A 19,330-nucleotide genomic window follows, 5' to 3' on the forward strand; every position below is an offset into this window, starting at 1 on the left:
GGGACGGCCCTCACATGTGCGGCGGAGGCGCCAGGGTGAAGTCCTGCGGCGCGCTCGGCGGGTCGGTGCGCCATCCGCGTGCGACGGCGGCTTCGGCAAGGCGCGGGCAGCCGAAGTAGCCGAAGGCCGCCGGGGCGTTGGGAAGGAGCCCGGAGACGAGGACCCTGGCGACGCGCAGGGAGGTCTCGGCCACGTCCTCGGTGGTGAGGTCGAACGTCATGACACGGTGGCCGCCCCCGCGCAGCGCGCTCTCCAAGCGCTCGCGGCTGCCGGGCTCGACGCTGTCGACGGACACGGTCCCGAGGGCCGGCTCGGTGAAGCGCCTGGCCTCGGCTGCCATCCGCTCGTCCAGCCACACCTGCACGTGCGCGCCGAGGTCCCGTACGTGCTCGAACTGCTCGCCGCACACATCGAGATAGCGGCCGTCGGCGCGGTGCTCCAGGTAGAGGCCGCGGGCGAGCAGCCCGGCCTCGACGGCCTGGAAGACCCAGCCGTCAGCACTGGTCAGGCCCTGCGTGAAGACCCAGGTGTGGACGGCTTCGAGGACGGCTTTGCGGGCGGCTTCGGCGGGGTCGTACTTGCAGGCGAACCCGGCGGCGTACAGGCCGAGGCGGGGGTCGTGCACGAGTGCGGCCATGCAGGGGGCGAACTCCGAGCGCATCTCGACGATGTGGACGTCGAGAGCGGAGCCGGCGAGGTCGTCGGCGAGGCCGGGCACGCTCGCCGGGTCGATGCCCCGGGCCGGGCCGTCCAGATGCCACCACAGTTCCAGGGCGTCGCGTTCGACGATCTCCAGCAGGCCGCGTTCGACGGCGTCGTCGAGGCCCTGACCCGTGGCGATACCGGCGTAGTTGAGGTGGTGGGTGCGGGGCAGCTCGCGCAGGTCGCCCTGGCGCCAGTTGAGGTGGGTGAGCGAGACGGGTGCCCAGACCTCGGCGGTGGTCCCGTCGGCCAGCTGTTCCGTTCCGCGCGTCCACAGGGCCGGGGTGTCGGCGGTGAGGGGCCGGTAGGGGAACTTCTCCCGGGCGTACTGCCAGGGCGCGTAGGCGGGCAGGTCCCCGGGGCCGTACAGGCGCAGGCCCTTGTCGGCCAGTTCGGCGGCGGTGGCGCGCAGGGGGGCGTCGGGGTGGCCGGGCGGCGGGACGCGGTTGCCGCAGTACCGCTCTATGCCCTCGGCTATCGCGGCGATGCGGGCTTGTTCGGGGTCGCCGAAGGTGGTGCCGAGGGAGACCCGGTCGGCGGGCCACAGTCCGAGTCTGCGGGCGTCGGATATCTCGGCCGTGAGCGCGGTGTAGCGGGGTGGGGTGCCCGGGGGGTGCTCGACGGGCTTGACCTTGCGGACGATGCCGCAGACGGGGTCGACGAGTGCTTCCAGCGGCAGCGCCGTCATCGCAGGATCTCCTCGGCAGGGTCGGTGGGGGTGGGACGGGACGGGAGCACGTGCAGCCTCAGCGCCACACCGGCCGGATCGACCTCGCGCCGGGAGGCGAGCAGGTGGTGGGCCGTCACGGGGTCGTCGCCGGTGTGGGGATTGCGGGCGTGGGCCGGGAAGTGGTGCCCGGCGATCTCCAGGCGGAACCGGGTGCCGGCCCGCAATCGACGCGCGAGCCGGCCGAGGCCGACGGTGAACGCGCTGTCGTGGCCTGCCGGTTCAGCATGCCTGACGACGCCGACGGCGAGCCGTTCGGCGGTGCCCTCCGGTGTGAGCGCGACGAGCCGGACGGCCCAGTCGGCGGACGGCGTGTGGGCGGTGGCCCGCAGTCGCACGCTCGCGGGGCCGACCACGTCGAGCGGGCGCGGCAGCGGCGTGGTGACCAGCAGGCAGCGGTCGGGCGGGCCGTCGGTGGGGACGGTCAGTTCGTCGGAGCGGACGGGTCGGTCGGGGTCGGCGGTGAAGACGGAGCCGTGCAGCAGCCGCGGCCGTTGGGTGCGCGGTTCGCCGTCGGTGCCGGCGGGCAGCCACAGGTCGGCGCCGCCCAGTGCCAGCGCTCCGTGGCGGCCGGGGGTGAGTTCGCCGCTCAGGGCGCGGCGGGCCCAGCGCACGTACAGCTCGCCGAGGTGCAGCCGGTGTGCGGGTCCCGCGTCCGGGCCCGGTGCGGTGACCAGGCCGTGCGTCCAGGGGCCGAGCAGCAGACGCGCCGAGGGGCCGCCCCAGGCATGCCACAGTGCGACGGTCTCGTCGGTGAAGTGGTCGTGGTGGCCGCCCACCGCGAGCAGGGGCGGCCCGGCGTGTGCCGCCCGCGCCGCGAGGTGCCCGCGATCGTGGTGGCTCCACAGGTCCGCCCAGGAGGGCAGGTGCCGGCCCAGCCGCTCGGGGAGGGCGGTCAGCGGCAGGTGGGCGAGCAGGCCGGGGTCCGTGGCGAGGGCCTTGTCCAGTGCGCTCTCGTCGGAGTCCCGCCGGTCGCCGTGGGCGGCCCACCATCCGGCGCGGGAGAGCAGCCGTTCCACGCCGGACGCCTCGCGCGCCGTCTCCGCGGGGCCGAGGGCGGGCACGGCCGCGATGACAGCGTCCGGCCGCGCGTCCTCGGGCATGTCGAGGGCGAGGACGAGGGCGCAGTGGGCGGCGTAGGAGGCGCCGGCGGCCACCAGCCGGCCGTCGCACCAGGACTGGTGTCGGATCCAGCGGACGGTCACCGCTCCGTCCGCGGTCTCGTTCGTGTAGGGGTGCCACTCCCCCGGTGACGCGAAGCGGCCCCGCACGTCCTGGACGACGGCGGCGAATCCGCGGCTGGCCCAGCCGCACGCCTCGGCCCGGTGCCGGGTGCGGTCGTAGGGGGTGCGGATCAGGACGGCCGGGAAGGGGCCTTCGCCGGCGGGGAGGCGGATGTCGGTGGCGAGTCCGTCGACGGCCGTGCTGAACGCCGTCATCCGTCCTTCTTCGGTGTCGGTGCGACGTCGGGGACCGGCAGGACGGGGTGTTCGGTGACGGTCAGGGTGCGCAGGTCGACGCGGCGCAGCCGGCGCCGTGCCGGGAGGCCGGCCGTGTCGGGGGCGCCGGTGGCCCACCGGCTGAGGTCGTCGGCCAGCAGCGCGGCGAGCAGCGTGGCGGCGGGCACGGTGAGCCGGGCCGGTGCGCCGGAGGTGCGGGGCCCGCTCCAGTACGCGGCCAGTTCGCGGTGGGCAGGGGTGGCAGCGAGCCGTCGGGAGCGTAGGTGGGCCGAGGTGACGTCTCCGGGTTCGGCGGCCACCGGCTCGACGTACGCCTGCCAGCCCTCGCGGTGGCAGCGCAGCCACGCGACACCGTGCTCGGGCAACCGGTCGGCGGCATCCCACAGCCCGTCGGGCACGGGCCCGTCGAGGCACCACACGACGGCGGCGGGGTCCGTGGCGAGCAGGTCGTCGACGTCGACCGGTGACGTCCGGGATGTGGTCATGGTGGGATCGGTGCGCGGATCGGCGCCCGAGGCCGTCAGGTGCGCGGCGAGCGGTTCGGTCAGTACCGGATCGCCGATCAGCCGGATGTGCCGGCGGTCGGCGGGCCACTCGGCGGGCGGGGTGCCGTCCGCCAGGAATCCGGCCTGCTCGAAGCCACGGATGACACGGGCGAGTTCCGTGTCCGCCTGGGCGGTGGTCCCGCCGCCGGTGAGCCGGGAGAGCAGGAGCTGCTCGTCCGCGTCGCCGGCCCTGATGCTGAGGAACTCCCCTTCGGGGGTACGGACGGCGAGGCCTCGCCCGGGTACGGCGACGACCTCGGCACCGGGTACGAGTCGGCTGCGGGACACGGCGATCCTCCTGACGGCGGGTCTGGGACGGGCGTGGGCCCGCCCGGAAGGCAACGGGCGGGCCCACGGTCGAGGGAGCTGAGCCCTCGCTTACTCCTCGGTGTCCTCGAAGGGGTTCTCGACGAGCGCGTTGGAGTGGGAGGCCGAGTCGTGAGCCAGCTGACCCGGGTCGGCGATCGGTGCGAAGACCTGCTCGTTGTCCATGAACTCTCCTTCATCGTCAGGGAGATGGGGCGTTCGTGTGAGCGCCGTGACGCCACACTAATGAATCTGATTTTCATATTCTAGAGCTGCGATGGGGTGATCTGGATAACACACCGGCCAACCGCCCTCGGGATCCTCGCCGACCCGGCCGGCCACCTTCAGCACCTCCGCCAGCAACCCGGGCGTGACGACCCTCTTCGGCGTCCCGTCGGCCACCACGAGGCCGTCCCGCAGGGCGACGATCCGCTCGGCGAACCGGGCCGCGTGGGCCAGGTCGTGCAGCACCATCACCACGGTGAGTCCGCGCTCCTGGCGCAGACGCACCACGGTCTGCAGGACGTCGAGTTGGTGGTGCAGGTCCAGGTAGGTGGTCGGCTCGTCGAGCAGCAGGACGCGGGTGTCCTGGGCGAGCGCCATCGCGAGCCGCACCCGCTGCCGCTCACCTCCCGACAGCGCGTCGACGTCACGCTCGGCCCACTGCTCCACTCCGACATCGCGCAGCGCCCGTCGCACCACGGGGTCGTCACCCTCGCGCAGCATGCCCAGCGGACCGCGTGCGGCGTACCGCCCCTGGCGCACGAGCTGGCGCACCGTCATGCCCAGGACACCCGGCGCGGATTGGTGCAGCAGTGCCACCCTGCGGGCCGTGGCACGCCTCGAGAGGCGGACGAGATCGTCCCCGCCGAGCAGAACGCGCCCCTCATCCGGTCGCAGCAGTCCGGCGGCCAGCCGCAGCAGGGTCGACTTGCCGCAGCCGTTCAGGCCGATGAGGGCGGTCAGTTCGCCCGGCCGGACGGTCATGTCGACGCCCCTCAGAACGGGTCGTCCGGGGTAGCCGAAGTGGACCCCCTCGACATGGATCCCCACGGACTCGGTCATGCTCTGTCCTTAAGTCGACTTCAGAACGTACGGCTCGGCGTGCGGCGCACGACGACCAGCAGCAGCGCGGCGCCGAGGCAGGCGGTGAGCGCCCCGACCGGCAGCGTGAGCCGTCCGGAGTCCAGCCCTTGAGCCAGCAGACGCGAGGACACCTGCGCCGCGGCATCCGCCCCGCACACCACGACCGCGCCCACGAGGGCGGCACCGGGGAGGCTCACCCGCAGATCCGCGCCGAAGACGGCCACGGCCAGATGCGGAACGAGCAGCCCCACGAAGCCCAGCGCCCCGACGGCGGCCACCGCACCGGCCGTCAGCGCCACCGCGCACAGCAGGGCCAGCGTCCGCGCCCGCCGTGCGGACAGGCCGGCCGCGAGGGTGATGTCGTCCCCGCAGCGCAGCAGGGTCAGCGGCCCGGCCAGCAGCCAGGCCGCGGCCCCCCAGACAAGCGCCCACGGCCACAGCAGGTGCCAGTGCTGCCACACCCGACCCTCGGTGGTGCCGACCAACCACTGCACGACGCTGCCGAGTTCACCCGGCTCCACGAGGAGCACCATGGCGGTGAGCCCGCCGAGCACGGCCGACACCAGCACCCCGTGCACGGCGGTCTGTGCCGGGTCGCCCCGGCCGCGGCCGGCCAGCAGCCACAGCAGCGCCGCGCCGGCGCACCCGCCCGTACACGCCGCGAGGACGACGGCCAGCGGCGAGTCCCACCCGGCGAGGCCCAGGGCGGTTGCGGTGACGGCCCCGAGGACCGCGCCCGGCGTCACGCCCGTCACCTCGGGCCCGGCGAGCGGGTTGCGCAGCGCGGACTGAAGGACCAGCCCCGCCACGGCCAGGCACGCGCCCGCACCGAGGGACACCAGCAGTCTGGGCAGGCGCAGTTGGAAGAAGATGTGGCGTTCCGTCGCGTCACCGCCGCCGTTGACGACGTCCCAGACCACGCCCGGGGACATGCCGCGCCCGGCCACCAGTTCCACGCCGGCGCATACGACGGCCAGTGCCGCGAGCGCCGTGAAACGCCGGGTCACTGTGCGTCCTCCGTTCCGGTCGGCCGGGAAGGGGGCAGGCAGGCGCCGTCGGCCCCGGGTGGGTCTCGACGAGCGTCGTTCGCTGCCCGGGAGCGAGGCACTCCGGCCGCGGCGGCCGAGACAGCCGTCCGCGGTCCGTGCAGCGCCTTGCGCACGGCAGCCGCACCGGCCGGCGCGCGCCGGGCCGCCCGGCCGCGGCCACCCGACCGCATCAGAGCGATCCCGGCCGGCACCCCCAGCAGGGCCGTCCAGGCACCGGCCGGGGTTTCCACGGGCGCCAGTGCCAGCCGGGCCGGGACATCGGCGACCATCACGACGGCGGCACCCCAGGCGGCGGACCACGGAAGCCAGCGCACCGCCCCGGCCGAGGGGTTGAACCACCGGGCCAGGTGCGGGGCGAGGAAGCCCACCCAGGCGACGGGCCCGCACACGGCCGTCACCGGGGCGATCAGCACCACGGCGATGGCCAGCGCCGCGAGCCGCGCCCGCTGGGCGCGCACGCCCAGCGCCTCGGCGTCCTCGTCGCCCAGCCGCATCACCGACAGCACCGGCGCGCACAGCACGAGGGCGGGGACCGCGACGAGGAGCCACGGCCAGAGCCCCGCGATGTCGTCCCAGGTCCGGGCGGACAGGGAACCGAGCAGGTAGCGGTAGATGAGCTGGAGGTCGAGCTGGTCGGCCATGACCATCAGCACGAGCAGCGCGGCCTGCAGCGCGGCGGCGACCGCGGCGCCGGTCAGCAGTACGGCGGACGGGCTGCGGCCCAGTCCGGCGGCGAGCAGAGTCAGCCCACCGCCGAGCGCGGCCCCGCCGATGGCCAGCAGGGGCTGGACGGCGGCGGGCAGGGACAGGGCCAGCACCAGAGGAGCGGCCACCCCCAGCGCGGCTCCGGACGACACCCCCAGCATCTCCGGCACCGCCAGGGGATTGCGCAGTGCCTCCTGCAGCACCAGTCCGGCCGCTCCCAGACAGGCACCGGCGACGAGCGCCAGCACCACGCGAGGCACGCGGAGTTCGGTGACGACGATGCCGGCGAGGGTGCTGTCCCCGTCCAGTACGGCACCGACCAGCCGGTGCGGTGGGACGTAGGGGGTGCCGAGGCTCAGCGCGCAGACCGAGGAGGCGGCCAGCAGGACGACCACCAGGACTGGTTGCCACCTTCGTGCACCGGGTGACGGCCGCCGTCCGCCCGCCTCGGCGGGGACCGGGGCGAGGACCGGCAGGGGCGCCCTCACCGCAGCGCGGCCGTGGCCTCGTCGAGGACCATGCCCAGCGAACGGGTGCCACGCCCCTTGGCCCACACCTCTGAGTTCACCTCGTGGACGTCGCCGTTCTTCACCGCCGGGATCTTGCTCCAGAGGGGGTTCCCGGCCAGCTTCTCCGAGAGCTTGCCGTCCGCGTCGCCGAAGCTCATCGTCTCGACGAACAGCACGTCGACGCCTTGAGCGAGAATCTCCTCCAGGCTGTAACTGCCCTCCACACCACGGGACTTCCAGGGGTACTCGGCGATCTTGGGGAACAGGCTGGCGGTCACGTCGGCCTCCGGGGTGGCGACGCCGAAGTTCTCGTCACTGCCGTAGATGATGAGCGCGGTCTTGTCGCTCGGCGTCTTCTCGGCATCGGCGAGCTTGGCGCGGAAGGTCTTCTCGGCCGCTTCGCCTTGTGCGGTGCGGCCGGTCAGGGCGGCGACGTCGCGCAGGTAGCCGACGCTGTCCTCCCAGGTCTCGGGCTGCATGGGCCAGAACGTGGTGGCACCCTTCAGGGCCGGGGCGAGCTTGCCGTGGGTGTCCCCCAGCCCGATGACCAGGTCGGGCTTGTGGGAGAGGATCGCCTCCACCTCCGGGGCGATGAATCCCCCGGGGATGACGTCGACCTCCTTGGCCTTCTCCTCCCCCAGGAAGCCGGGGTGGGCGAGCAGCGCGCTGTTGGTGGCCGTCGGGACGATGCCCAGTTCGGTCAGGATGTCGTCGCAGAGCGCGAACAGGCAGACGATGCGCTCGGGTTCCTCCTTCAAGGAGACCTTGGCGCCGTTGGTGTCGGTCACCTCCGTCGACGCCTTGATGGGTTCGACGGTGACCTCGGTCCTCGCCGCGGGCTTGGCCTTGTCACTCGCGGGCTCGTCGGACGACGAGCCGCAGCCGACCAGTACGGAACCCACCAATGCCGCGGTGATCCAACTGCGGACGAATCTCGACGGTGAGCGCAGCATCGATGCCCTCGCTTCTTCTCAGGTGCCGGGAACGCACCGAAGATACATGATAATCGTTTTCACCAGACTGGTTTTCGGAGGACCCATGCCCACTGCCGCACCCGTCCTGCTCGTCTCCGACCACGTGGACGGATCCGTCCACGTGGTGACCGTGCCGGACGGCACCGTCACGGGACGTCTCACCGGCCGTCATCTCTCCGAGCACGCCGGGTTCCTGGCCCTGCCCGGAGGGCGGGTGGCCTGTGTCGACGACCGCCGGGGGGAACTGCTGGTGCTCGACCCCTTCGGCGAGAAGCTCGTGGAACGCGCCGTCCCGGTCGCCGTGCCGGCCGAGCACCTCGCCTGCGACCCGGCCGGCCGCCGACTGGCCGTGACCACCGGCCTGGGCAAGAACACCGCACCGTGGTCGGACCTGCTGACGGTCGTCGACCTGACCACGGAAGAGACCGCACGCGTACGCACGCGGGTCGGCGAGCCGGGCGTGACGGTGCTGGGCGGCGGCGACCCGCTGGTCGTGCTGCGGCACCGGGAACCCGGGGCGCTGGCCGCACACCGGTTCGCGGATCTGCTCGCGGCTCCGCCCGGCTGCCCCGCGGCCCCGCCCCACGAGCTCCTGCCGCTGCCCGACGACGGACACGGCGACGCACAAGCACCCGGCTCGGGGCACGTGTTCGCGGCCACCGGCGAGGGGGTGCACCGGGCCCGGAAGAAGGACGACACCCTCGTGGCCGAGGCCGTGATCCCGTGGGAATCGCCCGCCCGGGGCTGGTACCTGCGCCTCGACACCCGGCGGCCGGCGCTGTGGAGCACACTGCGCGGCGGCGCTCCCGACCCGCTGCGATGGCCGGAGTGGACCAACCAGGCATGGCGCCACGACCTGGAGACGGGCCGCACCTTCCTCACGGACCTCGGTCCCGGACTGGTCTTCCGGCTGGCCCTCGCCCGCAGCCACACCGCGTTCACCCGCATCCACCCCGACGGCGACGAACTGGTCCTCCTGGGCGCCGACGACACCGTCCGCCGCCTCCCCCTACCCGCGATGGACGGCGCACCGCGTCGCGGCGGCACTCCATGGGAAGGCGTCCAGCGCCGGGCCGTGGCCGCCTCACCCGGCGCCGACTGGGTCGCCGTCACCCGCGGCGGCCACGGCGAAGTACACATCGTCGACGCGCGGACGGGCCACGAGACGACCCGTCTGCGGTTGAGTACGCCGCTGCATCATGGCGGCCACATGATGCTCCGCAGCCGGAACGACGGTGCCGACGGCGATCCCGTGGGCCGGTGACGACGCGTTCATGTCGACAGGCAGCTCGAGAGTGCGGGCGTTGATCTCGTCGGTGGGACCCGAAGTTCCTGGACCACCTGGCCGCCGAGCACGACGTGAGCGTGTTCGACAACATCGGCACCGGCCACACCACCGGCACCCCGCGCGACTCGGTTGAGGGACTCGCCGAGGACACCCAAGGACACGGCCGCCCAGGGCGCGTCGCACCGGGCCCGTCGCTCATGCGTGGGGCGGTAGGTCGATCCGGGCGCGCAGATGGGCCAGTCCCGAAGTTCCGCCTGTGCCGGGCTGGTCACCGATCAGCCGCTCGACCAGGAGCAGGTGTCTGGTCTGCCAGCGGATGACGGCCGCTCGCAGTGCCTGCAACGCGGCGGCCGCCTGCGGTGTTCGCGCCTGGTCGGTTTCAGTCGGCGGGCCGATGACGTCCGGCGCGGCGATGCGGTGGAACAGCTGGGCGAACTGGCCGGACTGGGCTCCGCTGGCGTTGTCGAGCAGGGGGCGGATGGAGGCGAAGCCGTCGGCTTCGAGGTGGTCCAGGAGGGCGAGGTGGTGCTCGAGGATGTCCATGAGTGCTGTGACCCGGCGCAGGGCCGTGGCGGCCTGGGTGTCGTTGCCTGCGTGTGCGTGCTCGGTGGCCCGGTGCAGGTCCACCAGTGCCTGGCCGGCGAGGATTTCGGCGGACTGGTGCACGGTGATGAAGAGGTGCTCGTCCGCCCACTGTGCGGACCGGTCGTCCGGGGTCCGGGGCTGCTGCAGGACGAGGAGATCGGGAAGTCGCAGGTAGCAGGCGTAAGGCGTCTCCATGCACGCGATGATGCCGGGCGGCGGTCACCCGTGCTCCTGTCGCCGCCCGGCGTGCCCGCGCATCACCCGATCGGCCCTCTTGCGGGGCATCGCCGCCGGGGAGCCTAGCTGTGCACCGAGGGCCGAGTGCCGGCCGGGAGATCCTGCGGGGAGCAAGATGAGCGAGTCACATGCGGTTCGGGATCGCGTCCTCACCGTGGGGGTGGCCGTTGCCCGTTCGGGACGGCTGGCGTCCCTGGGCGACCCCTTGGACTTCGCGCTGACATGGCTGGAGCCGAAACTGGCCGGGCGGGGACCTGCCGGGTACTCGATGCGGCTGGTGAGCCGGGACACCCGCTCCTGCGCCGAGGGCGCACGCCAGGCGGTCGAGGAACTGGTCGGGCAGGAGAACGCGGCGATCGTCGTCACCCTGGCCGGTACCGAAGTGCTGCCGGCCGTGGCGGATGCCTGCGAAGCCGCCGGGGTGCCGTGCCTGTCGAGCACGTTTCCGTGGCAGGTGTACTACTACGGCCGCGGGGCCGACGACGACCGGCCCTTCGACTGGACGTATCACTTCTGCTGGGGCCTGGACGACATCGCCGGTGTCTTCGCCGATCTGTGGGAGCGCGTGGACGGCTCGCGGCAGCAAGTCGGTTGCCTGTGGAACGACGGGCCGCAGGGAATGTGGTCGCGCCATCCGCAGCGCGGCTTCGCTCCGGTGGCCCGCTCCCGGGGACACCGGCTCGTGGAACCGGAGCCCTACCGGGAACCGGCCACCACATTCGACGCGCACGTCAAGGCGTTCAGGGACGCCGAGATCGACATCGTCACCAGCGCCGCCACGGGTCGCGATCTCGCCCTCTTCCGCGCCCGGGCCGCCGAGGAGGGCCGGCAGCCGCGTCTGATCACCTGCTCGCGCTGGCTGGCCTACCCACCGTCCGTCATCCGCGAGGGGACACCACCGGCGCAGGCGGGCGTGGGAACGCTGGCGTACTGGACACCGGCCCACCCCTACCGGTCGTCGATCGACGGGATGACCGCGGCCGAACTCGCCGACACCTACGAGCAGGCGACGGGCCGTCAGTCACTGCAGCCCCTCGGTCTGGCCTACGCCCTGTTCGAAGTCGCCACGCACGCGCTGACCACGGCCGGCGACCCCACCGACCGGCGCTCCATCGCCACCGCCCTGGGCAGGACGAAGCTGCACACCATGGCCGGGCTGCTCGACTGGACCCGCGGCCCCGTGCCCAACATCGCCACGGTCGCGCTGGCCGGGGGCCAGTGGCAGCCGGGTACGCGCCACGACTACGAGCTCGCCATCGTCACGCCCGGCCAGGTCGACGGACTGTCCGTCACCGGCGATCTCGTCACCGCCTGACCGAGGCGAAGCCTGGGAGAGTGCCATGGACCTGACGGCGGTGCGGGAAATCGTCGACGGACAGAGCCCGTTGCCCTGGCGGGAGGGGGACGCATGGCTGGCCGGCGGCACCGCTCTGTTCGCCGAACCCCGGCCCGGTCTGCGGCGCCTGCGCGATCTGACCGGCCATGGCTGGCCGCCGCTCACCCTGACCGACGCCGGGATCGAGGTGGCTGCCACCTGCACCATCACCGAGCTGCTGGCCTTCGCCGAAACGCCCGGCACACCGTGGCCGTCAGGGCGGGCGCTGATCGCCGGCTGCTGCCGGGCGTTCTCGTCCTCCTTCAAGGTATGGAACACCGCGACGGCAGGAGGCAACCTGTGCGCCGCCCTGCCGGCCGGACCCATGATCTCCATGGCCGTGGCGCTGAGCGGCACCTGCCGGGTACGCGGCCTGGACGGAGCAGAACGTGCCGTGGCCGCACGGGACTTCGTCTCCGGGCCCGGGTCCACCGTGTTGGCTCCGGGTGAGCTGCTGCGCTCGCTCACGCTGCCCGCCGGCGCACTTGCCGCGCACAGTGTGATGCGCAGAGTCAGCGCTCACGCGTGGGGCCGGTCAGTGGCCCTGGTCACCGGCATCCGGGGCGGGCCGGAAGGACGGCTGACCGTCGCGGTCACCGCCGCCACGACCCGCCCGGTGACCGTCTCCTTCGCGTGCGCGCCGTCCCCCGACGAGCTGCGCGGCCGCCTGTTGTCGGCGCTCCCCCGCCGTCTCCTCCTCGACGATGTCCACGGGCGGCCGCACTGGCGTCGGCACCTGGCCGTGCACCTGGCCGAAGAGGTCCGCGACGCCCTGGCCGAGGAGAGGTAGACCCCGATGCCGTTCACCGTGTGCGTCAACGGCCATGACAGCGATCAGCCGCCCCTGCCAGGACAGTGCCTGCGCAGCTACCTGCGCGAGCAGGGCTGGACGGGGGTGAAGAAGGGCTGCGACAGCGGGGACTGCGGGGCGTGCACCGTGCACGTGGACGGCATGGCCGTGCACAGCTGCCTGTATCCCGCTCACCGCATCGACGGCCGCACGGTGACCACCGTCGAAGGCCTCGGCGCCGACGGCCTCCTGCATCCGGTTCAGGAGGCGTTCGCCCGGGCCAGGGGGTTCCAGTGCGGCTTCTGCACGCCAGGATTCGTCATGACCACCGCGGCCCTGAGCAAGAGCCAACTGGACGACCTGACACAGTCGTTGAAAGGGAATCTGTGCCGCTGCACCGGCTACCAGTCGATCAGCCGGGCAGTACGGGCCGCCTCCGCGCACGGCACACCATCGTGCCTCTCCCAGCGCGCTCCCGGCCCGACGGACCCGGCCGCACACGAGGTCGTCACCGGCGCCGCGCGCTTCACCCTCGACGGCCCCGAGCCGGACGGGCTGCTGCACCTGGCCCTGGTGCGCTCCCCGCACCGGCACGCCCGCATCCTGGACATCGACACCCGCGCCGCGCTCGCCGTGCCGGGCGTGCACGCCGTCCTCACCCACCGGCACGCTCCTGCGGTCCGTTTCTCCACGGCGCTGCATGAGCGGACCGAGGACGACCCGGCCGACCTGCGGGTCCTGGACGACGTGGTGCGCCATGTCGGCCAGCGCGTCGCCGCCGTCGCCGCCGACAGTCCCGCCCTGGCCCAGGAGGCTTGTCGTCTGGTCCGTGTCACCTACCAGGTGCTACCCGCTGTCGGCACCGCGGAGGAGGCGATGCGGCCTGGTGCCGTGCGGGTGGGCGACGGGCCCAACGCGATCGCGCACCTGCACCGGTCCACGGGCGACGTCGAGCGCGGCCTGGCCGAGGCCGACACCGTCCACGACCACACCTTCACCACCCAGCGGGTCCAGCACACCACTCTGGAATGCCACGCCGCCCGGGCCTGGACGGACGGCGAGGGACGGCTGCGGGTGCACACCTCCACGCAGGCCCCGCATCTGGTGCGCCGGCGCCTGTGTGACATCTTCGGCTTCGACCTGGAGCAGGTGCGGGTCACCGCGGGCCGCGTGGGCGGTGCCTTCGGCGGCAAGCAAGACGTCCTGACCGAGGACATCACCACCCTCGCCTGCCTGCACACCGGGCGCCCGGCGCAGCTGGAGCTCTCCCGCGCCGAGGAACTCACCGCGACCACCACACGGCATCCCTTCCGTACCAGGGTGACCATCGGCGCGCGTCGTGACGGCACGCTCACGGCGATGAAGCTCCACGTGCTCGCCGACACCGGCGCGTACGGCAATCACGGCCCCGGCGTGCTGGAGACCGGCTGCGCGGAAGGGCTCGCTCCCTACCGGTGCCCGAACCTGACCGTGGACGCCTACAGCGTGCGCACCCACAACGTCCCCTCCGGCGCGTTCCGCGGCTACGGAGCAGCGCAGATCGTCTTCGCCGTCGAATCGGCTCTCGACGACATCGCCCACCGCCTCGGCCTGGATCCGCTGACCATGCGTCAGCGGGCCTGCCTGCGCCCAGCGGACCGGGCGGCCTTTCCCGGCGTGGGCGGACGGCACGCCCTCATGAGAAGCGCCCTGCACGACGTACTCCACGCCCTGAGACGGGCACGTGAGGACCGCCGCCTCGAGTGCGAGCGCCCTGCGCCCGCCGGGTGCCACGTCGGTGAGGGCCTGGCCATCGCCGCCCATCACAGCGTGCCGGCCGACGGCCACATCGCCCAGGCGAAGGCATCGCTGGCTGCCGACGGCTGCTACGAGCTCACCACCGGGGCCCCGGAGTTCGGCAGCGGCGCCGACACCGCCCTGTGCCGCATCGCCGCCCTGGCGCTGGGAACCAGCACGACACGCGTCCGGCTTCACCAGGGCGACACCGACCTGCTCGAACACGACACCGGGGGCTTCGCCTCCACCGCCGTGCCTCTCACCGGCCAGGCCGTCACCCGCGCCTGCCGGGAACTGGCCGGGCTCCTCATCGACACAGCAGCCGCCTTCACCGACACCCCGCCAGAGGACTGCCGCCTCACCGAGGACGCGGTTCACTGTGCCGGAACGGCCCTGCCCCTCACCGGCATTCACCGCTACGCCCGGACGGCCGGCCTGCGCCTGCAAGCCGACGCCACGGCCGCCGCAGACGATGGTGACCTGTCCTTGTCCGTCAGCGCCCAGTGGTTCCGCGTCCGTGTGAACCCGGACACCGGCATCCTCACCGTCCTCGACAGCGTGCACATCGCCGACGCCGGACGCATCATCCACACCGAACAAAGCCGCGCCCAGATCGAAGGAGCCGTCGTCCAAGGCCTCGGCTGCACCCTCAGCGAAGAACTGACCACCGGCCCCGACGGCCACATCACCACACCCGACCTGCGTTCCTACACCGTCCCCCGCCTCGGGGACTATCCCCCCACCCAGGTCCGCCTCATCGACCACGACAGCACGACTGCCCCCAAACCCCTCGCCGAACTGGCCGTCAACCCCATCGCTGCGGCTCTCGCCAACGCTGTTCACGACGCCCTCGGCGTCCGCATCCGCACCCTGCCCCTGCGCCCGGATCTCGTGTGGTCAGCCCTCGCCTCGGCTTCCGGCAGGAACCGGGCAGATGCCCGCAGCGGAAGGCAGGCTCCGATCGTCCGAGGAGGCGAACCGTCATGAGTGCCCGCTTCATCAGCCGCCGCGGCTTCCTCAACTCCACCGCCGGCCTGACAGCCGGCCTTGCGCCCGGCATCGCACCGGTGGACGCTCTGGCGACCACCGCCAGTGACCCGGCCTCGGTGGTGACCTACCGTGAAATCACCGGGGGCTCGGTCACCACCAGCCGTAACGGCCGGAGAATGATCGCCGAGGTCCAGGGCGTGCTCTGGAGCATCCCGCACGCAGGCGGGGCTGCCCGGCAGTTGACGGACTGGTCGCTGGAGGCCACACGTCCGGCTCTCTCACCGGACGGCGAGACGATCGCCGTGTGCGGCTATCGCGGCGGAGGCTTCCACCTGTGGTCGCTGCGCAGCGACGGCACCGGGCTGCGCCGCCTGACCGACGGGCCGTGGGACGACCGGTCGGTCGCCTGGTCACCCGACGGACGCATGCTGGTCTTCTCCTCCGAGCGCGGTGGCAGCGCGGTGCACGGCAGTGCCTACGGTGTGTGGACCCTGGACTTCGCTACCGGTCACCTGACGCGGGTGACCGGCGGAGCGTTCGACGACATCGACCCCGTCTGGTGGCCCGACGGGAAATCGCTGGTCTGCGTACGCGCCGCCCACCGGCAGGACGGCACCGGTGACGGCGGCCTGACGCTGGTCCGCGTCCCCGTGTCCGGGGGTGAGGTGAGCGTGCTGCACACGGTCGCGGAGGGCCGGCTGCTCAGCCCCTCCGTGTCACCGTCGGGGAGGATCGCTTACCTGCACCTGTCGGGTACCGGCACCTCGCCCTCTCAGCCGGCCGCGCGGGCGGCACTGATGGTGGACGGCCACGTCGTGTCCGAGGACGAGGACCTGGCGGCCGCCCCGCCGTGCTGGCTGACGGACGACCAACTGCTGTACGTCGCCGACGGCGACATCCGCATCCGCACCCTCGGCACGCCGACCGTGAGCGACATTCCCTTCACCGCCCGCATGTCCATGCCCCGCCCCGCCTGGCAGGCCAAGCCCCGCACCAGCGCCGGGCGCCGCGCCCCGGCCCGGGGCATTCACCGGCCGGTCCTGTCGCCGGACGGCCGGCATGCGGCGCTCGTCGCCCTCAACGCCCTGTGGATCACGCCCGTCGGAGGCCCGCCCCGCAAGCTCCTCCAAGCCGCACCGGAGCACCTTCTGCAGATGCCCGCCTGGGCACCGGACGGCAAGAGCCTGCTGTACTGCACCGACCGCGACGGACTGATCGCCGTACGCCGCCAGCACCTGGCCAGTGGCCGTGACGAGCTGGTGGCCGCAGACCGGCTGCAACCGGCCCTCTCCCCCGACGGCACGCACCTGGCCGGCAACGACATCACCGGGAACCTCCTGGTGCGGGACCTCACGACCGATGAGGAACGCCTGGTGGCCAAGCCGTTGGCCACCGACGGTCCGCCCGGCACGCCCACCTGGTCACCGGACGGACGGTATATCGCCTTCTGCGACCGCAACCGGCTCAACCACCGTTTCCGCGAGGGCTACCACCTCATCCGGGTCATCGACACCCTCACCGGCGGGGAACGGCGCCACCTGCCCGCCCCACACCAGTCACTGTCCGACCGCGTCGCCGCCGGACCCGTCTGGTCACCCGACGGCCGGTGGATGGCCCTGATCGCCGAATCCGTGCTGTGGGCCCTGCCCGTCACCGACGACGGCACCCCCACCGGGCCGGCTCGCCGCCTGACCGACGAGCCCGCCGACCACCCCAGTTGGTCCGGCGACTCCCGCACGTTGCTGTACCTGTCCTGCGGACGGCTGCGGCTGGTCACCCTGGACCACAACGCCGTACCGAGCCGGTCCCGCACCCTGCCCGCCCCCCGCCTGACCACCCGCCGCGGCCCCGCCGGCAGCCCGCACGAAAAACTCCGGATCCACGCCGGCCAGTTGTGGGACGCCACCGGCGACCACCTGCGCCAGGACGTCGACATCCTCATCCACGGCAACCGGATCACCGCCGTCGAACCCCACCAGACACGCCGCCCCGGCCATCACTCCATCGACGCCTCCGACCAGACCGTCATCCCCGGCCTCATCGACAGCCACACCCACCCCTACACCGTCACCTACGGCGCACGACAGAACCTCACCGCGCTCGCATACGGCATCACCACCACCGCCTGTCTGGGCGCACCGCTGTACGAGTCCGTCCGGCTACGGGAAGAAGCCGCCACGGGACACAGCCTCGGCCCACGGCACCTGGCCTGCGCCGAACTCATCGACGGCTCCCGCACCGCCTACAGCACCGGCCGCCCTCACCGCACCCGGGCCGGCGTCGAACGCACCCTGCGCCGGGCCACCACCCTGGACGTCGACTTCATCAAGACCTACGTACGCGCCTCAGGAGAGGTCATGGCCCAGGCAGCAGTGGCCGCACACCGGCTCGGAGTGCCCTGCGGCAGCCACCTGTGCGCCCCCGGCCGGGCGGCAGGCCAAGACCTCACCACCCACCTGCAGGCCACCCAACGCCTCGACTACGGGCACGCCACCACACCGCTGGGCCACCTCCACCAGGACCTGATCGCCCAGTACGCCGACGGCCTCTTCAGCCTGATCATCACGCCGTTCACCGCGCAGTGCCTTCTCGGCGCCGATCCCTCGCTGGCCGACGACCCTCGGGTGCAGACCTTGATGCCTCCCTGGGACGTCGCCGCGGTCCGCGACCGAGCGGCAACCCCACCCACAGCGCGCCAGCGGCAACTGCTGGCCACCGAGATGACCGGCTACCGGCACCTGGCCACTCACGGCGCTCGGCTCGCGCTCGGAACCGACTCCCCTCTCGTCCCGGTCGGCCTGTCCCTGCATCTGGCCCTGCGCGCCCTGCGTTCCCACGGCTTCTCCGCCACCCAGGCCCTGCACAGCGCCACCACCGTCCCGGCCCGGCTCTTCTTCCGCGATGACCTCGGTACCGTCCAGGACGGCAAGATCGCCGACCTCGTCATCGTCGACGGCGACCCCTTCACCGACTTCGCCGCCCTGGTCAACACCACCGTCGTCATCCACGACGGCGTTCCCCGCCGACAGACCGACCTCACCGCGCTCCGCCAGGCCCGCACTGCCCGTCCACCGCACGGCACCACCTGGCTGGAGACCGCCCGCGCCATGCAGCGCGGATCCTGCTGCGGTCCCCACTGAGGTGATCCCAGGTGACGGCGTGGGCTTCGGTTCGGTCAGCGGCCGGCGAGGAACTGCAGCGTGTCGATCACGCGGTTCGAGAAGCCCCACTCGTTGTCGTACCAGGCGACCACCTTCACGTGGCGGCCGTCGACACGGGTGAGAGCCGAATCGAAGATCGACGAGGCGGGATTGCCCACGATGTCGGAGGAGACGAGCGGGTCGTCGGAGTACTCCAGGACGCCGGCGAGCGGCCCCTGCGCCGCGGCACGGTAGGCCGCGAGCACGTCGTCACGGGTCACGTCGCGGGCGACCGTCGTGTTGAGTTCGACGATCGAGCCCACCGGCACCGGCACGCGGATCGAGTCGCCCGACAGCTTGCCGTCCAGGCCCGGCAGCACCAGGCCGATCGCCTTGGCGGCGCCGGTCGTGGTCGGCACGATGTTGACGCCGGCCGCACGGGCGCGACGGGCGTCGCGGTGCGGGCCGTCCTGCAGGTTCTGCTCCTGCGTGTAGGCGTGCACCGTCGTCATGAACCCGTGCTCGATGCCCGCGAGGTCGTCGAGCACCTTGGCCAGCGGGGCGAGCGCGTTGGTGGTGCAGGAGGCGTTGGAGACGATCGTGTGCAGGTCCGGGTCGTAGGCGTCGGTGTTGACCCCGAACGCGAGGGTGACGTCGGCGCCGTCCGACGGCGCGCTGACCAGCACTTTCTTCGCGCCCGCGTCGAGGTGGGCGCGGGCGGCCTTGGCCGAGGTGAAGCGGCCGGTGGCTTCCAGGACGATGTCGACGCCGAGTTCGGCCCAGGGCAGCTGCGCCGGTTCGCGCTCGGCCAGCACAGTGATCCGGCGGCCGTCGACGACGAGGGTGTTCCCCTCGACGGACACCGGGCGCCCGAGGCGGCCGGCCGTGCTGTCGTAGGCGAGCAGCCGGGCGAGCGTGGCGGGCTCGGTGAGGTCGTTGACGGCCACGATCTCGAGGGCGCTGTCGCGCTCCAGCAGGGCGCGCAGCACATTGCGTCCGATGCGGCCGAATCCGTTGATGGCGATGCGAGTCATAGGTGATGTCCCTTCCCTTCACCACCAGGCTCGCCCGCCGCTCACGCCGCCG

15 protein-coding genes are annotated in these 19,330 nt (G+C 72.8%); 5 read left to right on the plus strand and 10 right to left on the minus strand.

The features are described 5' to 3' along the window. Nucleotides 1–10: 10 nt before the first annotated feature. The 8 genes from CEB94_RS01655 to CEB94_RS01685 form a co-directional block, all read right to left on the minus strand. Nucleotides 11–1,390 (minus strand): YcaO-like family protein, encoded by a 1,380-nt coding sequence (locus tag CEB94_RS01655; RefSeq protein WP_175430440.1) that lies wholly within the window; start codon nucleotides 1,388–1,390, stop codon nucleotides 11–13. Next, on the minus strand, nucleotides 1,387–2,868 hold the full coding sequence (locus CEB94_RS01660; RefSeq protein ID WP_175430441.1) for a CocE/NonD family hydrolase: 1,482 nt from the start codon (nucleotides 2,866–2,868) through the stop codon (nucleotides 1,387–1,389). The genes CEB94_RS01655 and CEB94_RS01660 overlap by 4 nt, the downstream gene beginning before the upstream one ends. Continuing rightward, the gene (locus tag CEB94_RS01665; RefSeq protein ID WP_175430442.1) at nucleotides 2,865–3,722 is read right to left on the minus strand and encodes a hypothetical protein; all 858 of its coding nucleotides are present in this window, start codon (nucleotides 3,720–3,722) and stop codon (nucleotides 2,865–2,867) included. Before CEB94_RS01665 ends, CEB94_RS01660 begins: the two co-directional genes overlap by 4 nt. A 90-nt stretch (nucleotides 3,723–3,812) precedes the next feature. Continuing rightward, the gene (gene amiA, locus CEB94_RS40595; RefSeq protein WP_241270818.1) at nucleotides 3,813–3,926 is read right to left on the minus strand and encodes a streptamidine family RiPP; all 114 of its coding nucleotides are present in this window, start codon (nucleotides 3,924–3,926) and stop codon (nucleotides 3,813–3,815) included. A 57-nt stretch (nucleotides 3,927–3,983) separates the two neighbouring features. Then, nucleotides 3,984–4,805 (minus strand): ABC transporter ATP-binding protein, encoded by an 822-nt coding sequence (locus tag CEB94_RS01670; RefSeq protein ID WP_175430443.1) that lies wholly within the window; start codon nucleotides 4,803–4,805, stop codon nucleotides 3,984–3,986. 20 nt (nucleotides 4,806–4,825) lie between these two features. Continuing rightward, nucleotides 4,826–5,833 carry a FecCD family ABC transporter permease gene (locus CEB94_RS01675; RefSeq protein ID WP_175430444.1) on the minus strand — a complete coding sequence of 336 codons (1,008 nt, stop codon included), beginning with the start codon at nucleotides 5,831–5,833 and terminating at the stop codon, nucleotides 4,826–4,828. Continuing rightward, complete coding sequence (locus CEB94_RS01680) at nucleotides 5,830–6,963, minus strand: FecCD family ABC transporter permease (protein ID WP_246112117.1); 1,134 nt, start codon at nucleotides 6,961–6,963, stop codon at nucleotides 5,830–5,832. The genes CEB94_RS01675 and CEB94_RS01680 overlap by 4 nt, the downstream gene beginning before the upstream one ends. A 101-nt stretch (nucleotides 6,964–7,064) precedes the next feature. Then, entirely contained in the window at nucleotides 7,065–8,042 is a 978-nt protein-coding gene (locus CEB94_RS01685; RefSeq protein ID WP_175430445.1) for an ABC transporter substrate-binding protein, read from the minus strand. An 85-nt stretch (nucleotides 8,043–8,127) separates the two neighbouring features. On the opposite strand from CEB94_RS01685, the gene CEB94_RS01690 reads away from it, so the two are divergent. Then, a complete protein-coding gene (locus CEB94_RS01690) occupies nucleotides 8,128–9,327 on the plus strand; it encodes a YncE family protein (RefSeq protein ID WP_175430446.1) in 1,200 nt (399 codons plus the stop codon). A gap of 219 nt (nucleotides 9,328–9,546) precedes the next feature. On the opposite strand, the gene CEB94_RS01695 is transcribed toward CEB94_RS01690, so the two are convergent. Next, the gene (locus tag CEB94_RS01695) at nucleotides 9,547–10,131 is read right to left on the minus strand and encodes a tryptophan 2,3-dioxygenase family protein (RefSeq protein WP_175430447.1); all 585 of its coding nucleotides are present in this window, start codon (nucleotides 10,129–10,131) and stop codon (nucleotides 9,547–9,549) included. A 157-nt stretch (nucleotides 10,132–10,288) separates the two neighbouring features. Here CEB94_RS01695 and CEB94_RS01700 point away from each other — a divergent pair, with 157 nt between their 5' ends. From CEB94_RS01700 to CEB94_RS01715, 4 genes are read left to right on the plus strand one after another with little or no spacing between them, the layout of a single operon-like run. Further along, nucleotides 10,289–11,488 carry an ABC transporter substrate-binding protein gene (locus CEB94_RS01700; RefSeq protein ID WP_175430448.1) on the plus strand — a complete coding sequence of 400 codons (1,200 nt, stop codon included), beginning with the start codon at nucleotides 10,289–10,291 and terminating at the stop codon, nucleotides 11,486–11,488. A 25-nt stretch (nucleotides 11,489–11,513) separates the two neighbouring features. Further along, nucleotides 11,514–12,338 (plus strand): FAD binding domain-containing protein, encoded by an 825-nt coding sequence (locus tag CEB94_RS01705; protein ID WP_175430449.1) that lies wholly within the window; start codon nucleotides 11,514–11,516, stop codon nucleotides 12,336–12,338. Between the two features lie 6 nt (nucleotides 12,339–12,344). Next, entirely contained in the window at nucleotides 12,345–15,101 is a 2,757-nt protein-coding gene (locus CEB94_RS01710; protein WP_175430450.1) for a molybdopterin-dependent oxidoreductase, read from the plus strand. Continuing rightward, nucleotides 15,098–18,244, plus strand: a complete 3,147-nt coding sequence (locus tag CEB94_RS01715; RefSeq protein ID WP_175430451.1) for an amidohydrolase family protein — start codon at nucleotides 15,098–15,100, stop codon at nucleotides 18,242–18,244. The genes CEB94_RS01710 and CEB94_RS01715 overlap by 4 nt, the downstream gene beginning before the upstream one ends. 35 nt (nucleotides 18,245–18,279) lie before the next feature. Here CEB94_RS01715 and gap read toward each other — a convergent pair whose 3' ends face one another. Next, entirely contained in the window at nucleotides 18,280–19,278 is a 999-nt protein-coding gene (gene gap / locus CEB94_RS01720) for a type I glyceraldehyde-3-phosphate dehydrogenase (protein WP_175430452.1), read from the minus strand. Nucleotides 19,279–19,330 lie beyond the last annotated feature (52 nt).

Source organism: Streptomyces hawaiiensis (assembly GCF_004803895.1).
GTDB classification, from domain to species: domain Bacteria; phylum Actinomycetota; class Actinomycetes; order Streptomycetales; family Streptomycetaceae; genus Streptomyces; species Streptomyces hawaiiensis.